The 17,938-nt window shown below is 52.6% G+C and carries 17 protein-coding genes; 9 read left to right on the top strand and 8 right to left on the bottom strand.

The genetic code is table 11. The features are described 5' to 3' along the window. The first annotated feature begins 94 nt into the window (after window positions 1-94). Window positions 95-1,012, top strand: coding sequence for a LysR substrate-binding domain-containing protein (locus tag AC1MDE_RS01345; protein ID WP_058961041.1), 918 nt, complete (start codon window positions 95-97; stop codon window positions 1,010-1,012). Here AC1MDE_RS01345 and AC1MDE_RS01340 read toward each other — a convergent pair. After that, window positions 987-1,595, bottom strand: coding sequence for a TetR/AcrR family transcriptional regulator (locus tag AC1MDE_RS01340; protein WP_034829835.1), 609 nt, complete (start codon window positions 1,593-1,595; stop codon window positions 987-989). The genes AC1MDE_RS01345 and AC1MDE_RS01340 overlap by 26 nt on opposite strands. 129 nt (window positions 1,596-1,724) lie before the next feature. Here AC1MDE_RS01340 and AC1MDE_RS01335 point away from each other — a divergent pair, with 129 nt between their 5' ends. Then, window positions 1,725-2,117, top strand: a complete 393-nt coding sequence (locus tag AC1MDE_RS01335) for a RidA family protein (RefSeq protein ID WP_058961040.1) — start codon at window positions 1,725-1,727, stop codon at window positions 2,115-2,117. Window positions 2,118-2,152: 35 nt separating this feature from the next. Here AC1MDE_RS01335 and AC1MDE_RS01330 read toward each other — a convergent pair whose 3' ends face one another. From AC1MDE_RS01330 to AC1MDE_RS01310, 5 genes are all read right to left on the bottom strand, one after another. Then, window positions 2,153-2,353, bottom strand: a complete 201-nt coding sequence (locus AC1MDE_RS01330) for a hypothetical protein (protein ID WP_479400088.1) — start codon at window positions 2,351-2,353, stop codon at window positions 2,153-2,155. Between the two features lie 345 nt (window positions 2,354-2,698). After that, window positions 2,699-4,165, bottom strand: a complete 1,467-nt coding sequence (locus AC1MDE_RS01325) for a pyridoxal phosphate-dependent decarboxylase family protein (RefSeq protein WP_480344140.1) — start codon at window positions 4,163-4,165, stop codon at window positions 2,699-2,701. A gap of 12 nt (window positions 4,166-4,177) precedes the next feature. After that, window positions 4,178-5,560 carry a diaminobutyrate--2-oxoglutarate transaminase gene (locus AC1MDE_RS01320; protein ID WP_034829839.1) on the bottom strand — a complete coding sequence of 461 codons (1,383 nt, stop codon included), beginning with the start codon at window positions 5,558-5,560 and terminating at the stop codon, window positions 4,178-4,180. Between the two features lie 215 nt (window positions 5,561-5,775). Further along, on the bottom strand, window positions 5,776-6,540 hold the full coding sequence (locus tag AC1MDE_RS01315; RefSeq protein WP_479403115.1) for a prepilin peptidase: 765 nt from the start codon (window positions 6,538-6,540) through the stop codon (window positions 5,776-5,778). A 308-nt stretch (window positions 6,541-6,848) separates the two neighbouring features. Next, entirely contained in the window at window positions 6,849-7,058 is a 210-nt protein-coding gene (locus AC1MDE_RS01310) for a hypothetical protein (protein WP_034829841.1), read from the bottom strand. A gap of 526 nt (window positions 7,059-7,584) precedes the next feature. Between AC1MDE_RS01310 and arnB the strand changes: the two genes are divergently transcribed. From arnB to arnF, 7 genes are read left to right on the top strand one after another with little or no spacing between them, the layout of a single operon-like run. Then, window positions 7,585-8,721, top strand: a complete 1,137-nt coding sequence (arnB, locus tag AC1MDE_RS01305; protein ID WP_480344139.1) for a UDP-4-amino-4-deoxy-L-arabinose aminotransferase — start codon at window positions 7,585-7,587, stop codon at window positions 8,719-8,721. Window positions 8,722-8,726: 5 nt separating this feature from the next. After that, window positions 8,727-9,713, top strand: a complete 987-nt coding sequence (gene arnC / locus AC1MDE_RS01300; RefSeq protein WP_034829843.1) for an undecaprenyl-phosphate 4-deoxy-4-formamido-L-arabinose transferase — start codon at window positions 8,727-8,729, stop codon at window positions 9,711-9,713. Continuing rightward, window positions 9,710-11,689 (top strand): bifunctional UDP-4-amino-4-deoxy-L-arabinose formyltransferase/UDP-glucuronic acid oxidase ArnA, encoded by a 1,980-nt coding sequence (gene arnA, locus AC1MDE_RS01295; protein WP_479400091.1) that lies wholly within the window; start codon window positions 9,710-9,712, stop codon window positions 11,687-11,689. The genes arnC and arnA overlap by 4 nt, the downstream gene beginning before the upstream one ends. After that, complete coding sequence (gene arnD / locus AC1MDE_RS01290; RefSeq protein ID WP_058961034.1) at window positions 11,686-12,570, top strand: 4-deoxy-4-formamido-L-arabinose-phosphoundecaprenol deformylase; 885 nt, start codon at window positions 11,686-11,688, stop codon at window positions 12,568-12,570. The genes arnA and arnD overlap by 4 nt, the downstream gene beginning before the upstream one ends. Before the next feature lie 31 nt (window positions 12,571-12,601). After that, entirely contained in the window at window positions 12,602-14,263 is a 1,662-nt protein-coding gene (gene arnT, locus AC1MDE_RS01285) for a lipid IV(A) 4-amino-4-deoxy-L-arabinosyltransferase (RefSeq protein WP_479415174.1), read from the top strand. After that, the gene (arnE, locus tag AC1MDE_RS01280) at window positions 14,260-14,592 is read left to right on the top strand and encodes a 4-amino-4-deoxy-L-arabinose-phosphoundecaprenol flippase subunit ArnE (RefSeq protein ID WP_058961032.1); all 333 of its coding nucleotides are present in this window, start codon (window positions 14,260-14,262) and stop codon (window positions 14,590-14,592) included. The genes arnT and arnE overlap by 4 nt, the downstream gene beginning before the upstream one ends. Continuing rightward, the gene (arnF, locus tag AC1MDE_RS01275) at window positions 14,589-14,963 is read left to right on the top strand and encodes a 4-amino-4-deoxy-L-arabinose-phosphoundecaprenol flippase subunit ArnF (protein ID WP_058961031.1); all 375 of its coding nucleotides are present in this window, start codon (window positions 14,589-14,591) and stop codon (window positions 14,961-14,963) included. Before arnE ends, arnF begins: the two co-directional genes overlap by 4 nt. Window positions 14,964-15,049: 86 nt before the next feature. On the opposite strand, the gene AC1MDE_RS01270 is transcribed toward arnF, so the two are convergent. Beyond that, window positions 15,050-16,207 (bottom strand): alpha-hydroxy acid oxidase, encoded by a 1,158-nt coding sequence (locus tag AC1MDE_RS01270; protein ID WP_058961030.1) that lies wholly within the window; start codon window positions 16,205-16,207, stop codon window positions 15,050-15,052. 135 nt (window positions 16,208-16,342) lie between these two features. After that, a complete protein-coding gene (locus AC1MDE_RS01265; protein WP_479403122.1) occupies window positions 16,343-17,686 on the bottom strand; it encodes an MFS transporter in 1,344 nt (447 codons plus the stop codon). Window positions 17,687-17,938: the final 252 nt, after the last annotated feature.

Below are 17,938 nucleotides of genomic sequence, written 5' to 3'. Positions count from 1 at the left end.
AACCTCCTTCGTCGATGTGTGTACAGATTGTAATCGACGCATGGCTGTGCAACTATCCGGTTAAATCAGGACACAGTGTGCGGAATGGCGAACAATGGCATTGGATATTGCACTGCTACATTCGGTGGTGGCCGTGGCAAAAGCGGGCGGATTTCGTGAAGCCGCCCGCATGACGGGAAGCAATCCTTCTCGTTTAAGTGACGCCGTAAGACGAGCGGAAGAACAACTAGGCGTTCGGTTATTTAACCGCACCACACGCACCGTGGTGCTCACCGAAGCGGGCAGAGCGTTAATGTCGCGCTTGATGCCAGCGATGAACGAAGTTGATGCTGCTCTGGATGCACTGAATAATTTTCGTAATACGCCGGGAGGGACACTGCGTTTGAATGTCCCCGTTAGCGCTGCCCGGTTGGTGCTGCCCTCCATCGTGCCCGGCTTCCTTGAGCGCTATCCCGACATTCAGTTGGAGGTCGTGGCGGAGAGCAACGTGCAGGATATTTTCCGCGATGGCTGTGATGCCGGCATTCGTTACGATGACCACCTTGAACAGGATATGGTGGCATTGCCAATTGGTCCGCGCAGCCAACGTTTTGCTGCCGCCGCTGCGCCTGGCTATCTGGCGAAGCATGGCATGCCGCAACACCCCCGCGATTTAATGCAGCACCGCTGCTTGTATGGTCGCTACGCGACGGGTGTCATTGCCGATTGGGAGTTCGAAAATGGGGATGAGGTCGTGCGCTTACAGCCAAAAGGTCCATTGATTTGCAGTATTGGTGCGGCAATGGATCTCACGGTTTCTGCTGCTGTTGCAGGCGTGGGAGTGGTTTATTTGTTCGAAGACTGGATCAAACCCGCCTTGAATGACGGTAGTTTGCAGCCGATTTTACCTGAGTGGTGGCAGAGATTTTCCGGTCTGTGGCTCTACTATAACGATCGCCGGCTGATCCCGGCACCGTTACAAGCCTTCCTCGACTATGTGCGCGAACTCAATGCGCAGCAGCAGGCGGGTTAACCAGCAGTCCGGACATCAATACGCGAAACGCATCAACCGCGCGCGGAAGCGCAGCTACCGGTTCGCTGGAGGCGGCAATCCACAGCGCGGCATTTAATGCGGCGCCATTGACTAAATGTGCGGCCGCTTCAGTATCCATCGGCTTCACCGTGCCCTCTGCAATCAGTACAGAGAGCCTGTCTGCAGTGGTGCGCAGACAGGCAGTCTGATTGGGCCACTGTGAAGGATCGCCGAGCACAGCGGGACCATCAAGCAGCATGATGCGTTGCACCTCTGGCTCCAGTGACATCTCAATGTAGGTTATCGCTTCAGCCAGAAAGGCATGCCACTTTGATTCAAACTGCTGCCCAGCGGCATGCATCTGCACCAAAATCTCTGCGTCGATCTGGTCGATAACGGCTTGCAATAGGCCCTTTTTATCGCCGAAATTGTGATAAAGCGCTCCCCGCGTCAGCCCTGCTTCAGCGGTCAGATCATCCATTGATGCGGCGTTATATCCTTTCTCTGCGAAGGCCCTTCGAGCAGCCTCAATCAATTTTGCCCGCGTTTCTTCTACCTGTTCTGTTCGCCGTTTGGCTGCCATAGCAACTCCAAAAATTTGCATTGACATACGATGCGTATGTTATCCATATTAATACATACGCGGCGTATGTTAAATCGATAACCGGCTTAGCTACCCGGTTTCACCCTTTTTTCCATCAGGAGTGCGATTATGAACAATCGCAATGCCATTTTTCCAGCGGGACGTCAGGCTCTGTATGAAATTAACCAATATTCTGCCGCAATACGTTCCGGTGACCTGTTATTTGTTTCGGGGCAGGTAGGAAGTCGGGAGGACGGTTCTGCGGAACCTGATTTTGCAGGTCAGGTTAATCTGGCGTTTGGAAACCTGCAGGCTGTGCTGAAAGCAGCGGGATGTACGCTGGGTGATGTGGTGGATGTCACCAGTTTTCATACCGATCCTGAAAACCAATTTGCCATCGTGAATGAGATACGTTTACGGCATTTTGGTGAAGCGCCGTACCCAAACTGGACGGCAGTGGGGGTAAACTGGTTGGCGGGGTTTGATTTTGAAATCAAGGTGATCGCGCGAATTCCTCAATAGTTCAGCGTGCCGCACAGGGAGGTGTGTCTGTTGAATCAGCGCACCCGGCGAACAATCTGCAATACTGCCAGGGCAATGAGTGCAGAAATGGCTGCCTTAATCAGCAGAAGGGTGAAATCGTATTTATCCATCGCTGTTTCACCATCACCGGATACGCGGACTACATGGCTAATGAGTCCACCGGGAATCAACACGATGCCGGCAATAAGGATGATAAAGAAAATAAGTATTTTCATTTGAATACGTCAAAAGAACCAATGCCATAGCATTCGAGCGGCAACGTTTTACCATCTCGCGACAGCTTCTTGTAATCCATGGTGCAAACCTGCATCAGCAACACTCCTGTCATCAATGTCCGGTGAATGGCAGCGCAGAATGAAGGCGTTTATACCAGTCAGGATTAGAGGGAGTTTACACAAAGGTATATGGCTATTAAGTGACAAGAAGGGAATTATTCGACCGATCAATCGGTTATCAGAATCATCCTGGAAATAGGGTGCGGGATATTTATAATTAAAGATGGCAGGCAATAAAAAAGCCGATGACTGTTGCCAGTTATCGGCTTTTCGTTTGAAGCGAAATTACGCGTTCAGCATCTGATTCGCGGTTTTCTCCACCAGCGCCAGCAGGACTTTGATGTCTTCCAGCGTCACGGTTGGGTTCAGCAGCGTCAGTTTCAGGCAGGTAACGCCCTGGTTTTCAGTCACGCCAACGTTAGCGCGGCCTGAATCCAGCAGAGCATCGCCGATGCGCTGGTTGAACAGAGCAATCTGCGCGGTATCGGTCAGTTGCTCTGGACGGTAGCGGAACAGTACGCTTGCCAGCTGTGGCTGCATCACCAGCTCAAGGCGTGGTTCTGACGCAACAAACTTCGCCACTTCCTGTGCCAGCGTCACACCATGGTCGATGATCGCGGCATACTGTTTCTGGCCCAACGCTTCCAGACCCATCCACAGTTTCAATGCATCGAAACGACGCGTGGTCTGCAGAGATTTTGAAACCAGGTTAGGAACACCCGCTTCTTCATCGAACTCAGAGTTCAGGTAAGCCGCCTGATAACGCATCAGCTCGTAGTGACGCTCGTCTTTCAACAGGAATGCGCCACAGCTGATGGTCTGGAAATACTGTTTGTGGAAGTCGAGAGTCACCGAATCCACTAACTCCAGGCCGTCCAGATAGTCACGATACTTTTCAGACAGCAGCAGTGCACCGCCCCAGGCTGCATCGACATGCATCCAAATGTTGTGCTCAGCCGCGATGCCCGCGATTTCGCGAAGTGGATCAATCGCACCCGCATCGGTAGTACCAGCCGTCGCGACAATCGCCAGAATCTGCTCGCCATTGGCTTCGGCCTGTGCCAGTTTGGCTTTCAGGTCGTTAACGTCCATGCGTGCGAACTGATCAGACTTCACCTGCACCACAGAATTGTAGCCGTGGCCAAGCAGCGCCATGTTTTTCTGTACCGAGAAGTGCGCGTTCTCAGAACACAACACTTTGATCTTACGCAGATCGCCAGTGATGCCGTCCAACTGCACTGAATGACCTTGACGCTGATAGAACGCATCACGCGCCAGCATCAGACCCATCAGGTTGCTTTGGGTGCCACCACTGGTGAACACGCCAGCATCGCCTGCTGGATAACCCACCTGTGCACGCAACCATTCGATCAGTTTGACCTCAATGATGGTGGCAGATGGGCTCTGATCCCATGAGTCCATACTCTGGTTGGTGGCGTTGATCAACACTTCGGCAGCCTGGCTAACCACCAGGCTAGGGCAGTGCAGGTGCGCCACACATTGTGGGTGGTGCACTGACAGGCTGTCTTTCAGGAAATACTCAATCGCGCGTTCAATCGCGGCCTGGTTACCCAGGCCGTTTGGATTGAAGTCGAGCGTGATACGCTCGCGCAGTTCGGCAACGCTTTTGCCTCGATACATCTCAGGCTGTTGCAGCCACTGCACAACCGCGGCGCTGCTTTGGGCAATCGCCTGCTGGTACGCCTCAATGCTTTGTGCAGAGGCGGCCAGAATCGGGTTTACTTCAGACATTTACTCTTCCAATCAAACAGGTTTGACGCCAGCGCCAATCAGCGCCTGCTCAAATTTATCCAGGAAAATCGCCAGCTCTTCGTTGGTGATCAGCAGTGACGGCAACAGACGCAGCACTGCACCGTGACGACCGCCACGCTCCAGAATCAGACCTGCTTCGAAGCACTTCTTCTGCAGCAGTGCAGAAAGTTCACCATCAGCCGGCAGGCTACCCATATGGTCAGCCGCTTCGTTTGGTTTAACGATCTCGATACCGATCATCATGCCCAGACCGCGGATGTGACCGATAACCGGGAAGCGTTTCTGCATCTCAGCCAGCTGTGCTTTCAGCCATTCACCTTGTTCAGCCACTTTACCGGCGATGTTCTGCTCGGTCAGGACTTTCAGAGTGGCCAGACCGGTTGCCATCGCCAGCTGGTTGCCGCGGAAGGTACCAGTGTGGTGACCTGGAGACCAGGCGTCGAACTGCTTTTTGATACCCAGAACAGCCAGTGGCAGACCACCGCCTACTGCTTTAGACATCACAATAATATCTGGCTCAATGCCTGCGTGTTCGAAGGCAAAGAATTTGCCGGTACGGGCAAAGCCAGCCTGAACTTCATCAAGAATCAGCAGAATGCCGTGTTCCTGAGTGACTTTACGGATGCGCTGCAGCCACTCGACCGGAGCAGGGTTCACACCGCCTTCACCCTGAACGGCTTCCAGGATAACGGCTGCAGGCTTGCGCACGCCGCTTTCCACGTCGTTGATCAGGTTTTCGAAGTAGTAAGTCAGAGCTTTCACACCCGCTTCACCGCCGAGACCCAGTGGGCAACGGTACAGATGCGGGTAAGGCATGAACTGCACTTCTGGCATCATGCCGTTAACGGCTTCTTTCGGTGACAGGTTCCCAGTCACAGCCAGCGCACCATGAGTCATACCATGGTAACCACCAGAGAAGCTGATCACGCCGCTACGGCCAGTGACTTTCTTCGCCAGCTTCAGTGCTGCTTCAACCGCATCCGCACCGGAAGGACCGGTGAACTGCAGGCAATATTCTTTACCCTGGCCAGGCAGCAGCGAGAGCAGAGATTCTGAGAATTGATCTTTCAGAGGTGTCGTCAGATCAAGAGTATGTAACGGCAAGCCGCTGGTAATGACATTTTGGATGCTCTGCAGAACATCAGGATGGTTATGACCAAGTGCCAGCGTCCCTGCGCCAGCCAGGCAGTCAAGATATTGTTTATTCTCGACATCTGTGATCCACACGCCGTTGGCTTTGGCAATCGCTAAAGGCAACTTGCGCGGGTAGCTCCTGACGTTTGATTCAAACTCAGCCTGACGGGCTAAGAAAGCGTCGTTGTTTCCATTGAATGCGTTGGCACCAAAATTATCAATACGGACTTTATCCGTCATCATATCTCTCCTTCAACCGGGGCTCGTGATGGCTGGCCGATTGACTAGTTGAACAAAAAAGTATCAGTGGTTTAAAAAACGCGGCCAATATAGAGCCTTTTGACGTACATCACAATGATTTATTTTGTTTAGATTTGTTTATTCTTTTCATATAGGAATCAGGGCGTTGGCCACTAATTGGCCGGCTATTTTAGCGCCAGCAGATGAAGTGGTTATTAAATAATCGTGTTAATAAAAAGACTTATGCCCGCCAGTGCAATCCAGGGACCAAAAGCAAGGGGTTGATTAAGGTCACGTTGCCAGCCCAGTTTGGCGATAAACAGCGCACAAATTGCCCCGCTACAAGCCAGTAATAGTACATAGGGTAAGAGTGCCCAACCCAACCACGCGCCTAATGCTGCCACTAACTTTGCGTCTCCTAAACCCAATGCCAGTCTCCCGCTAAGATATTGATATATATAGCGGATTAGCCAAAGCGCGCTGTAACCCACCACCGCACCAAAGACGGCATCATGGAGTGAGCCTGGTAGCCATTCTCCTGCCTTTAATAATAGTCCAAGCCATAGCAAAGGCAGGGTGATTACATCTGGCAACAAATAATGCTCGTAATCGATGATCGCGACGGTTAGCAGTAGCCAAAACAGCACGAGTAAGGCGAGCAATGATTTATCAACCGGGAGGAGCGCGACAAATACCAGGCTGATTGTTGCACAGGCAGTTTCTGTTAACGGATAGCGCAGGCTGATAGCACAACGGCAAAAATGACACCGACCGCGTAGTAACACCCAACTCACTAACGGGATATTGTCTCGCCAGCGCAAACATTTTTTGCAAACAGTGCAGTGTGAAGCCGGTTGCCTTAAATTCACGCTATTGCCGGGCTGTAAAAGCTGCAGAGGCACGCGATAAATAACGACATTAATAAAGCTACCGATGCTCAAGGCTATCACCGTTGCCAGCAACCACAGTATCCACTCCATGTTGACCTCTTGTTCCTTTCCGGTTTTTTATCGAAAAGAAACCTACGCCTGAAGCGCGAAGGAGGCGAGTATCAAAGGGGAATTACGGTGTTTTACATCGCGTTTCACGATCGGTGTTCAGGCGATGAGGAGCAAATGCCGATCGCGACTGAACCGTTACCGCTTCCCCGTTGGGAGGAGGTGTGCCAAAAACTTTTCAGCAGATAAACAGGTCGTGCAGAGCAGTGGAAATGGGACGGCGTCCGTGGCGAGGAGGGATGCGTTTAGCGCAAGGCGCACAGCTTACCGTGCTAACAGCAACCCATGCATCATGACTGCTGTTTGAACATCTGGATAGCTTCCTGCACGTTGCTGGTCGCCAGGGACATCACACGGTCATTATTGAGGAACACGTCATAGTGACCCGCATTGTAGCGGAAGACATAGAGGTCTCCGCGGAAACGTAACCCTTTGGTTTTCACCCCAATATGATGGCGACGCAGGGCGGCCTGCGCCAGTCTGTCAGCTCCGGTGTTCATCTTCATCCCCTCCAATCGTTTCAACGCCAATATCCCGACATAGAGTATGGTTTGAAGCTTAGCTTAACCTTAAGAACAGCGCTGCGACTTTGCTAACACACTGTTTAATTGTCATTTTTCCTTCATCTTCAGATTTCAATTTTTGGTGTTCAGAAAAGCTGCAAACGAAATGTTTCACGAGTTTAGTCATCTTGATGAAACTTTGTTGACGACTAAATAGCGGCACATAACGGTTGAACGTACATCTTCTACCAATCCTCAACATTTAAGAAAAAAGCCAGCTTGCGCGTTACCCATTTAATGTTCAGTTAAGTTTTCATCCGTATTTTGTTCTACAAGCAATAAGACAGGTGTGCTTAAGTTTTTTGCTGTAGGTTAAAAAATTAACACTTAGTGCCATCTAATTTTTCTGTGTAATCTAAGTTTAAACAGCAAGTTACTGAAAGTTGTTATGGATCTGAATCACTGCACACTGCAACTGGTCCTGTTGCAGGCAATTTTAGGTGTAAAACGTTAAGGTAAACTTATGACTTTTCTTCCATTCTCGCGCCCCGCTTTGGGCGAGGAAGAGTTAGCGGCAGTAAAAGAGGTTTTTGAATCAGGTTGGATCACCACCGGCCCGAAAAATGCGGCGTTGGAACAAGCCTTTTGCCAGTTAACCGGCAATCAACATGCGATTGCTGTCAGTTCCGCCACGGCAGGCATGCACGTCACCCTCCTCGCGTTAGACATCCAGCCGGGTGATGAGGTGATCACACCTTCACTGACGTGGGTATCCACCATCAACATCATTACGCTGCTGGGTGCAACGCCAGTGATGATTGATGTTGACCGCGATACGCTGATGGTCACGCCTGAGCAAATTGAAGCGGCCATCACGCCACAGACGCGTGCCATCATTCCGGTGCATTATGCCGGTGCTCCTGCGGACATTGACGCCATTCGCGCCATTGGTGAACGCCATGGCATCGCAGTGATCGAAGATGCGGCACACTCTGCAGGTTGTTATTACAAAGGTCAGCATGTCGGTAATAAGGGCACGGCTATTTTCTCTTTCCATGCCATTAAAAACATGACCTGCGCGGAAGGTGGCTTAATTGTTACCGATGACGCTGAGTTGGCCGATCGCATGCGCAGCCTGAAATTCCACGGCTTGGGTGTTGATGCTTATGACCGTCACACGCATGGCCGTAAACCGCAGGCTGAAGTGATTATGCCTGGGTTCAAATATAACTTGCCGGACATTAGCGCTGCGATTGCTCTGGTTCAGTTGAACAAACTGCCCGCCATCAATGCTCGCCGTGCAGAGATTGCCCAACGCTATTTAAAAGAACTGGCTGATACGCCATTCCTGCCATTGTCTCAACCCACCTGGGCGCATCAACACGCCTGGCATTTGTTCATCATTCGCGTTGATGAAGCACAGTGTGGACTCAGCCGCGATGCGTTGATGGAAACGCTGAAAGCACAAGACATCGGCACTGGTTTGCATTTCCGCGCGGCACATACCCACAAATATTATCGCGAACGCTACCCACAACTTTCCTTGCCAAACACGGAATGGAATAGCGACCGCATTTGCTCAATACCGCTGTTTCCAGATATGAGCGATGACGACGTTAGCCGCGTGATCAGCGCATTACGTCATATCGCTGGAGTTTGATTGACATGCTCGAAGAAAAAGATATTCGTAAAGTCTCCGTGGTGATCCCGGTTTACAACGAAGAGGAGAGCCTGCCAGAGTTGGTGCGTCGCACCGATGCGGCATGTGCTGTGCTGAATCTCGATTATGAGATTTTGCTGGTGGATGACGGCAGTAGCGACCGCTCAGGTGAGATGATCGCCGATGCTGCTGACATGCCCGGAAGCCATGTGGTCGGCGTATTGCTGAACCGCAACTATGGACAGCACTCGGCAATCATGGCGGGTTTTAGCCATGTATCAGGCGACCTGATTATCACACTGGATGCGGATTTGCAGAATCCACCCGAAGAGATCCCCAATCTGGTGCAAGCCGCTCAGCAGGGGTATGACGTGGTCGGTACTGTGCGTCAAAATCGTCAGGACAGTTGGTTTCGTCGCCGCGCTTCCCGCACCATCAACCAGCTGATTCAACGCGTCACCGGTAAAGCGATGGGTGACTATGGCTGCATGTTACGTGCTTATCGCCGTCACATTGTCGATGCCATGCTCAACTGTCACGAGCGCAGCACTTTTATTCCTATCCTGGCCAACACCTTTGCGCGCCGCACGATTGAGCTGCCTGTCGCCCACGCCGAGCGCGAATTTGGTGATTCGAAATACAGCTTTATGAAGCTGATCAATTTGATGTACGACCTGGTGACTTGCCTGACCACCACGCCACTGCGCCTGCTGAGTATTGTTGGCAGTCTGATTGCATTGGCCGGTTTCGCCTTCTCACTGGTACTGATCGTATTGCGTCTGTTCCTCGGTGCCGACTGGGCCGGAGACGGGGTGTTCATGCTGTTTGCGGTGCTGTTTATTTTTGTCGGCGCGCAATTTATCGGTATGGGCCTACTCGGCGAATACATCGGCCGAATTTACAACGACGTCCGCGCTCGTCCGCGCTACTTCATTCAACGTGTTATTAACTCGCAGAAAGATGTCTCCTCTGTACAGGAAATTGAGCAATGAAAACTATCGTCTTCGCCTATCACGATATGGGCTGTGCAGGTATTACTGCGCTGTTAAATGCGGGTTTCGAAATCAGCGCGATCTTCACTCATGCTGATTCTGCTAATGAGAACCACTTCTTTGGTTCTGTCGCCCGTTTGGCGGCAGAGCAGGGTATCGCGGTGTATGCGCCGGAAGATGCTAACCATCCGCTGTGGGTCGACCGCATTAAATCCATGGCACCGGATTACATTTTCTCCTTCTACTATCGCAATCTGCTCAATGACAGCATCCTCAGCAGCGCGCGCCTGGGCGCTTTCAACCTGCATGGTTCACTGCTGCCTAAATATCGTGGGCGCGCGCCACTTAACTGGGCGTTAGTGAATGGCGAGACTGAAACCGGCGTGACCCTGCATCGCATGGTAAAACGCGCGGATGCAGGCGATATCGTGGCACAGCAGCGTGTCGCCATTGATGAACAAGAAAACGCCTTAACTCTGCATCGCAAACTGACAGCCTGTGCTACACAACTGCTGGAGCAGGCACTGCCAGCGATGAAACGTGGTGAAATTGCGGCAATTCCTCAGGATCACAGCCAGGCGACGGTGGTGGGACGTCGCACACCAGAAGACGGTCGCATTAAGTGGGAGCAGTCTGCACAGTCAATCAACAACCTGGTCCGTGCGGTCACCGATCCATGGCCGGGCGCATTTGCTTTCGCGGGAACCGTGAAGTTTGTCGTGTGGAAAGGGCGCGTACATGCTGATGCGCCAAAAGCGAAGCCAGGCACAGTGATTTCCGTTGAGCCTTTCCTGATTGCTTGCGGGGAGGGTGCACTGGAAGTGGTGACCGGACAAAGTGAAAATGGCGTCTATATGAACGGCAGCCAGTTGGCGCAGAGTCTGGGGATGGTGCCGGGCGCACTGTTGTACTCTCAGCCAGTTGCAGCCGTTAAACGTCGTACGCGTGTACTGATCCTGGGTGTAAACGGATTTATCGGTAACCACTTGACCGAACGTTTGCTGCAGGATGACAACTTTGAAGTTTACGGTCTGGATATCGGCTCTGATGCTATCAGCCGTTTCCTCGATCAGCCGCGCTTCCACTTTGTTGAAGGTGATATCAGCATTCACTCAGAGTGGATCGAATATCACATCAAAAAATGTGACGTGGTGTTGCCACTGGTGGCGATTGCTACGCCAATTGAATACACCCGCAACCCGCTGCGCGTGTTCGAACTCGATTTTGAAGAGAACCTCAAGATCATCCGCGATTGCGTCAAATACAAAAAGCGCATCATCTTCCCTTCCACGTCAGAAGTGTACGGCATGTGCACCGATAAACACTTCGATGAAGATCACTCCAACCTGGTGGTGGGGCCGATCAACAAACAGCGCTGGATCTATTCGGTTTCCAAACAGCTGCTGGACCGCGTGATTTGGGCCTATGGCGAAAAAGAAGGGCTGCGTTTCACGCTGTTCCGTCCTTTCAACTGGATGGGCCCGCGTCTTGATAACCTCAACGCTGCGCGTATTGGTAGCTCCCGTGCGATCACCCAATTGATCCTCAACCTGGTGGAAGGTTCGCCGATCAAGTTAATCGACGGTGGTGCACAGAAGCGCTGCTTCACTGACATTCGTGATGGTATTGAAGCTTTGTTCCGCATCATTGAGAACAAGAACAACAACTGCGACGGTCAGATCGTCAACGTCGGTAACCCGGAAAACGAGGCGAGCATCAAAGAGCTGGCGGAACGTCTGCTGGCAAGCTTCGAACGTCATCCGCTGCGCAACCAATTCCCGCCGTTCGCCGGTTTCCGCGAAGTAGAGAGCAGCAGCTACTACGGTAAAGGTTATCAGGACGTCGAGCATCGTAAGCCGTCAATCAAAAATGCGCGTCGCTTGCTGGACTGGACGCCGACCATTGAGATGGATACCACGATCGATAACACGCTGGATTTCTTCCTGCGCACCGTTGAGTTGCAGGATAAGCCATGAAGAAAATTGGTTTGCGCGTAGATGTTGATACCTGGCGTGGAACCAAACTCGGCGTTCCGGCGCTGCTAGAGCAGTTTAGCCTGCATCAGTTGCAGGCCAGTTTCTTCTTTAGCGTTGGGCCGGATAACATGGGGCGCCACTTGTGGCGCCTGATGAAACCGCGCTTCTTATGGAAAATGCTGCGCTCGCGCGCAGCTTCACTCTACGGGTGGGATATTTTGTTGGCTGGTACGGCCTGGCCAGGACGTGTGATTGGCCGCGGTCTGGAGGAGATCATCAGCGCCACAGCCGATCATCATGAAGTCGGTCTGCACGCCTGGGATCACTTTGCCTGGCAAACCTGGGCAGGCGTGTGGTCAGAAGAGAAGTTGCTGGAACAGATTTCGCGTGGGAAAGCCGCACTGGAAGCGATTATCGGTGACGCTGTCACTTGCTCTGCCGTGGCCGGATGGCGGGCGGATGGCCGCGTTGTCGCCGCTAAGCAGACCTTCGGTTTCAGCTACAACAGTGATTGTCGTGGTACTGGACCCTTCTTGCCGCGTCTGCGTGATGGCAGCTTAGGCACGGTGCAAATCCCCGTGACATTGCCTACCTGGGATGAAGTAGTCGGACAGTCGGTTAGCGCCGCTGACTATAACGATTTCATTCTTGAGCAGATGCTCGCAGCCGAAGGATCGCCGGTGTACACCATTCATGCTGAAGTTGAAGGCATTATCGGTTCTAAGGCGTTTGGCGAGTTATTAACCCGCGCGGAGCAACAAGGCATTCACTTCTGTCCTCTGAGCGAGTTGTTACCTGACGATCTCAGCACACTCCCGCAGGGCAATCTGGTACGTGGACATATACCCGGACGCGAAGGCTGGCTGGGCTGCCAGCGCTAAACGTTAACAGGAAACTTTATAGGAACCACGGATGCGTACAGGCACCAAAACGGCGCTGCTGCTGGCGCTTTTCGCGCTTTATTATCTTATCCCGATCGAATTCCGCGCTTTATGGCAGCCGGATGAAACCCGCTACGCTGAAATCAGCCGTGAAATGCTGGTCAATGGCAATTGGTTGGTACCGCACTTCTTTGATTTGCGTTATTTCGAAAAGCCCATAGCGGGTTATTGGGTCAACAATATCGGCCAGCTCTTGTTTGGCCATACCAACTTCGGTGTACGCGCCGGTTCGATTTTTTGCACCACGCTCAGTGCAGTGCTGATTTATTGGCTGGGTCATCAGATGTTTGCCAGCCGGAAAATCGCTCTGACCGGCAGCATCATTTTTCTCACTTCGCTTCTGGTGTATGGCATTGGCACTTACGCGGTGCTGGATCCTATTCTGCTGTTGTGGATGGTTGCCGCGATGTGCTGCTATTGGCTGGTGGCGCAAGCTTCTACTACGCAACAGCGTCTCTGCGGCTATGTGCTGCTGGGCGCAGCCTGCGCGATGGGCTTCATGACCAAGGGCTTCCTTGCGCTGGCGGTGCCGGTATTGGCGATAGTGCCCTGGGCGATTTGGCAAAAACGCTTCGGCGAGCTATTACGCTGGGGACCTTTGACGATCATCGTTGCCGCACTGCTCAGTGCGCCGTGGGCGCTGGCCATTTATCGCCAGGAAGGGGATTTCTGGCATTACTTCTTCTGGGTTGAGCATATTCAGCGCTTTGCAGAGAAAGATGCACAGCACAAAGCCCCCTTCTGGTATTACCTGCCGGTGTTGCTGGCGGGATGCCTGCCATGGCTGGCGCTGCTGCCGGGCTCACTGATGGGCGCATGGCGCCAGCGTCGTCAACATGCGGGAGCCGTTTACCTGTTAAGTTGGGTGATCTTGCCACTGCTGTTCTTTAGCATCGCTAAAGGCAAACTGCCGACCTACATTCTGCCGTGCTTTGCACCTTTAGCACTGTTGATGGCGCATTACGCCCACAGTGGTTCTGCACAGTTAGTGAGGGTGTTTAAAGTTAATGGCTGGATAAACCTGCTGTTTGGCGCCATAACCACCTTAGTCCTGTTGGTGGTGGTTGCGCCATGGGGATTGGCGCACAAGCCCGTTTATACCCATGATGAAATACTGCCGTTAATCTGTGGCGTACTGGCCTTTGCCGGCTGGGGCATTATGGGGTGGTTCAGTCTCAAACCGGGTGCCTGCCGTTGGCAACTGGCGGCGCTTTGTCCGTTAACGCTGGCGCTACTAATCGGCTTCGCGATACCGCAGAAGGTTCGTGATTCCAAACAGCCGCAGAGTTTTGTACAGGCTGTGCATCATCAACTGGCAGACAGCCGTTATCTGCTGGCTGACAATCCTGGCATCGCGGCTGCGGTGGCGTGGGAAACTGAGCGCAGTGATATCACTTTCTATGATGCCAAAGGCGAACTGCAATACGGTCTTAGCTATCCCGATGCGAAAACGCGCTATGTTGATGGCGCAGCATTTGCTGACTGGCTACGTGAACATCGTCGCCATGGCAAAGTGTCCGTAGTGATGATGCTCAACTCGGGCGAGAACGGGCCTGACCCTGCAATACCAACGCCGGATGACGTTTATCGTCAAGGTCGACTGGTCTATTACGGTTATAACGCGACACCATGAACCTGTTGCTTATTCTTCTGGTCAGTTTGTTGAGCTGCGCCGCCCAGCTTTGTCAAAAGCAGGCGGCGTATCTGGGGATGCGCCACGGCAAGAAGCAGCTCATCTTGTGGATTGCGCTGAGCCTCTTTTTGCTCGGCGTGGCGATGTTGCTGTGGCTACTGGTATTGCGTGTGGTGCCGGTCAGCGTGGCCTATCCGATGCTGAGTCTCAACTTCGTGTTGGTGGCCATCGCAGCTAAGTTGATCTGGCGTGAGACATACACCTTACAACAATGGTTCGGTACGCTGGCGATTGTTGCCGGGGTCGCGCTGATGGGGTGCCACCTATGAAAGGGGTGATCCTCGCGCTGTGTAGCGTGCTGCTGGTGTCGCTGGCGCAATTGGTCCTGCGTGCCGCGATGCTACATTTCCCGCCATTGACTGCAATCCTTAGCCCGCAATTCTGGCAGCATCTGCAGCCGCTGCTCCTGCTCAGTCTGGGACTTGGTGCGTACGCATTATCGATGCTGTGCTGGATGCTGGCGCTGCGTCATATGCAGCTTAACCGCCTCTATCCGTTGCTGAGCCTGAGTTATGTGCTGGTGTGGCTGGCAGCTATTTCGTTGCCAATGTTCGGTGAAGCCTTCCGCTGGAGCAGTTTTGCCGGTGTTATATTGATTGTGTTTGGATTGTTGTGCGTTTCACTGCCGCGCAAACCTTAGCCGCAGAACGTTAGATGTGACAGGCGAGCCCCATGGAACCAAAGCGGGGACCACATCTCGTAGACGAGCTGCATTGCGTGACGCTGTCACTTTATCAGGCGTAAATGCTTTTCACTGAGGTCAGTGAGCGAGGGTGCACCCAGCATGCCCAGATCGCGACTGACTTCATTAGTGATAAGGTCAATGGCCCACTCAACGCCCGATGTTCCGCCTACTGCACTTGCATAGTTAAAAGGCCTGCCAACAAAGCAGGCCTTTGCCCCCAGTGCCAGCGCTTTAATCACATCAGTGCCACGCCGGATGCCGCTGTCCATCATCACCGTCATATTTCCCGCTGCGGCGACAATCTCGGGCAAAACATAAATCGGCGGGATCACCGTATCCAACTGACGCCCACCGTGATTCGAGACCACAATGCCGTCGATGCCGATGGATTTACAACGTAATGCATCGTTACGACTGAGAATGCCTTTAATCACCATCGCGCCCGTCCAGCGCTGACGAATATGTTCGATATGCTGCCAGGTGAGATGGCTGCGCCCACTGAAGTCACGCACGGCATTTTTGGAAAACAGCGGTGCGCCACGCACTGCGTTGTTGTTCTCGAAATAAGGTATGCCCGAGGTCAGTAAGGTTTTCAACAGCGTGCCGTAAAGCCAGCGGGGATGAGTGACGCCTTGCCACGCCAGGGCCAGACTGGGGCGGAATGGCGTGGAAAATCCGGCGCGCACGTTGTTTTCCCGGTTAGCTTTGACCGGCGTATCCACCGTCACGACCAGTACGGATATGCGCGCACGCTTGACGCGATCCACCAACGCATCAATCTCTTCCAGCGTCTTTGGCAAATAGGCCTGGAACCACATCGCCGGATTAGCCGCAGCCACGTCCTCCAGTGGAATCAACGAGGAACCGCTCATAATAAAGGGCACGTTCTTGCTCGCCGCTGCCCGCGCTAAAGCAATATCGCCCTGAAAACCGGTGATGGCAGAGATGCCCATCGGCGCAATACCCACAGGCGCCGCATAGTGATGCCCAAACAGATCTACCTCAGTATTACGTTGCGACACATCGACCATGTTTTCCGGTATCAGGCCGTAATGAGCATAGGATTGCTGAGTGTGATGGAGCGCAATGTTGTCCTCAACACCACCGGACACATAAGCGAACAGCGGATGGGGCAGACGCTTTTGGGCATATTTCTCGAAATCATTTAACGAGAGGCAACGTTGGTACAGTTTGCGCATGGGCTAGCCATTCAGCTGTGAGGATAAAGAAGAGAAAAGTCATGCTATTGCAAGAAGGGGATCTGGCAAATGCTTTAAATGGCATTGCATATCTGAATAAAGCATATGGGCGCACCTTAGTGCGCCCATCGTTAATTAATGTTGTTCCCAGGTATGATATTCGCCATCACGTCGGCCTGGAGCCGTTTCAGGCAATCGCAGCAGGCCTACAACGGAAATCACCCCCAGTACCGCAACATACAGCGCCAGGCCATACCAGTGCCCATCGGTGGCCTGCAGGATTTTCACCGCGACTAAGCCAAGCACGCCACTGCCAATTAACGATCCCACCTGCCAAATCACTGCAATGCCGCTGCAGCGAATATGCGTCGGGAACAGTTCCGGGAACCAGGAAGCCTGTGGGGCGTAGCACATACTGTGGCCCAGCGTCAGCGCGACAATCATCGCAATTTGCGTTAGCCAGTAGCTGTTTTGGGACAGGGCATAAAAGAACGGCACGATGGAAATCAAAATCAGCAGTGCACCCATCATGTATACCGGTTTGCGACCGATCTTATCGGATAACGCCCCCATTAGCGGAATGGCAAACACCTCGAGAATCACCGCTACAATCATGCTGTTCATCAGTATGCCGGCGTCGAGATTGTTGGCTTTGCCCCACGCCAGGATAATCACCGTGAAGAGGGCAAAGGCGCAAGCTTCAATTAATTTAGCCGCCACACCATTGATGACTAATTTCGGATTACCGCGAATCACTTCTTTTAACGGACGCGATTCGGCGGCCTTGGTTGCGCGAATGGCGGCGAACACTGGCGATTCATCGATGCGTAAACGAATAAACAAACCCACGATGACCAGCACTGCACTCAGTAAGAAGGGTACGCGCCAGCCCCAATCCATCATTTGTTCCGCGCTCAGGGAGGCATTAAGAATCGCGAACAGTGCCAGCGGCAGCAGGAACCCAACCGGCGCACCGATTTGTACCCAGCTGGCAAAGAAACCACGACGTGACGCTTGCGAATATTCTGCGGTCATCAGGACCGCGCCAGCTTGTTCGCCGCCCACGCCAAAACCTTGCAACAGACGTATGGCGATCAACAACACCGGTGCCCAGATGCCGATCTTTTCATAGGTTGGCAGCAAGCCAATACAAAAAGTACCGAGACCCACGATCAGGATGGTGGCCACCAGCGCTTTTTTACGTCCCACTTTGTCACCAATATGGCCAAAAACAATGCCGCCAATCGGCCGGGCGAGGAAGCCTACCGCATAAGTCGCAAATGCGGCGAGGGTGCTGATCAAAGGGTCGTGGCTGGGGAAGAACAGGTGGCCAAAAAACAGCACTGCAGCCGTGCCATAGGCAAAGAAATCATAATATTCCGCCGCGGTACCAATCGCCGATGCGCTAGCGACACGACGAATGAGTGAGGTGTGATTTCCCTGTGCCGTTTGGGTCTGAGTAAAAGTGGAAGATGCCATAGTCAAAATCCTGCAGGTTTATAATTTTAGACTACCATACAAGGATGTTTGTTGGTTTGTTGCGCGAACGATCACAAATTTACGATGGCGCGAATTTACATCCTCGCTTTGATTCCTGCCTTCGAGAATCGACAGCATATCAATTTTGAGTCAATTATTTCCGACCCGCTACAGCGCTGCGCTTATTAATCTTCATAACATTAATATTCAAAATAGAATGGATCTGTTTCACTGGGAAATCGTTTTTTCTGT

Source organism: Pantoea folii, assembly GCF_056678875.1.
This window is presented reverse-complemented; position numbering and strand designations above follow the sequence as displayed.

Excerpts from the sequence above, each read along its gene's own strand:
- arnC (WP_034829843.1), top strand. The coding sequence starts at position 8,727 with ATGCTCGAAGAAAAAGATATTCGTAAAGTCTCCGTGGTGATCCCGGTT.
- AC1MDE_RS01325 (WP_480344140.1), bottom strand. The coding sequence starts at position 4,165 with ATGTCTGAAGTAAACCCGATTCTGGCCGCCTCTGCACAAAGCATTGAG.
- AC1MDE_RS01340 (WP_034829835.1), bottom strand. The coding sequence starts at position 1,595 with ATGGCAGCCAAACGGCGAACAGAACAGGTAGAAGAAACGCGGGCAAAA.
- AC1MDE_RS01265 (WP_479403122.1), bottom strand. The coding sequence starts at position 17,686 with ATGGCATCTTCCACTTTTACTCAGACCCAAACGGCACAGGGAAATCAC.
- AC1MDE_RS01270 (WP_058961030.1), bottom strand. The coding sequence starts at position 16,207 with ATGCGCAAACTGTACCAACGTTGCCTCTCGTTAAATGATTTCGAGAAA.
- AC1MDE_RS01310 (WP_034829841.1), bottom strand. The coding sequence starts at position 7,058 with ATGAACACCGGAGCTGACAGACTGGCGCAGGCCGCCCTGCGTCGCCAT.
- AC1MDE_RS01320 (WP_034829839.1), bottom strand. The coding sequence starts at position 5,560 with ATGACGGATAAAGTCCGTATTGATAATTTTGGTGCCAACGCATTCAAT.
- AC1MDE_RS01315 (WP_479403115.1), bottom strand. The coding sequence starts at position 6,540 with ATGGAGTGGATACTGTGGTTGCTGGCAACGGTGATAGCCTTGAGCATC.
- arnF (WP_058961031.1), top strand. The coding sequence starts at position 14,589 with ATGAAAGGGGTGATCCTCGCGCTGTGTAGCGTGCTGCTGGTGTCGCTG.
- AC1MDE_RS01345 (WP_058961041.1), top strand. The coding sequence starts at position 95 with ATGGCATTGGATATTGCACTGCTACATTCGGTGGTGGCCGTGGCAAAA.
- arnA (WP_479400091.1), top strand. The coding sequence starts at position 9,710 with ATGAAAACTATCGTCTTCGCCTATCACGATATGGGCTGTGCAGGTATT.
- AC1MDE_RS01330 (WP_479400088.1), bottom strand. The coding sequence starts at position 2,353 with ATGAAAATACTTATTTTCTTTATCATCCTTATTGCCGGCATCGTGTTG.
- arnE (WP_058961032.1), top strand. The coding sequence starts at position 14,260 with ATGAACCTGTTGCTTATTCTTCTGGTCAGTTTGTTGAGCTGCGCCGCC.
- arnD (WP_058961034.1), top strand. The coding sequence starts at position 11,686 with ATGAAGAAAATTGGTTTGCGCGTAGATGTTGATACCTGGCGTGGAACC.
- arnT (WP_479415174.1), top strand. The coding sequence starts at position 12,602 with ATGCGTACAGGCACCAAAACGGCGCTGCTGCTGGCGCTTTTCGCGCTT.
- AC1MDE_RS01335 (WP_058961040.1), top strand. The coding sequence starts at position 1,725 with ATGAACAATCGCAATGCCATTTTTCCAGCGGGACGTCAGGCTCTGTAT.
- arnB (WP_480344139.1), top strand. The coding sequence starts at position 7,585 with ATGACTTTTCTTCCATTCTCGCGCCCCGCTTTGGGCGAGGAAGAGTTA.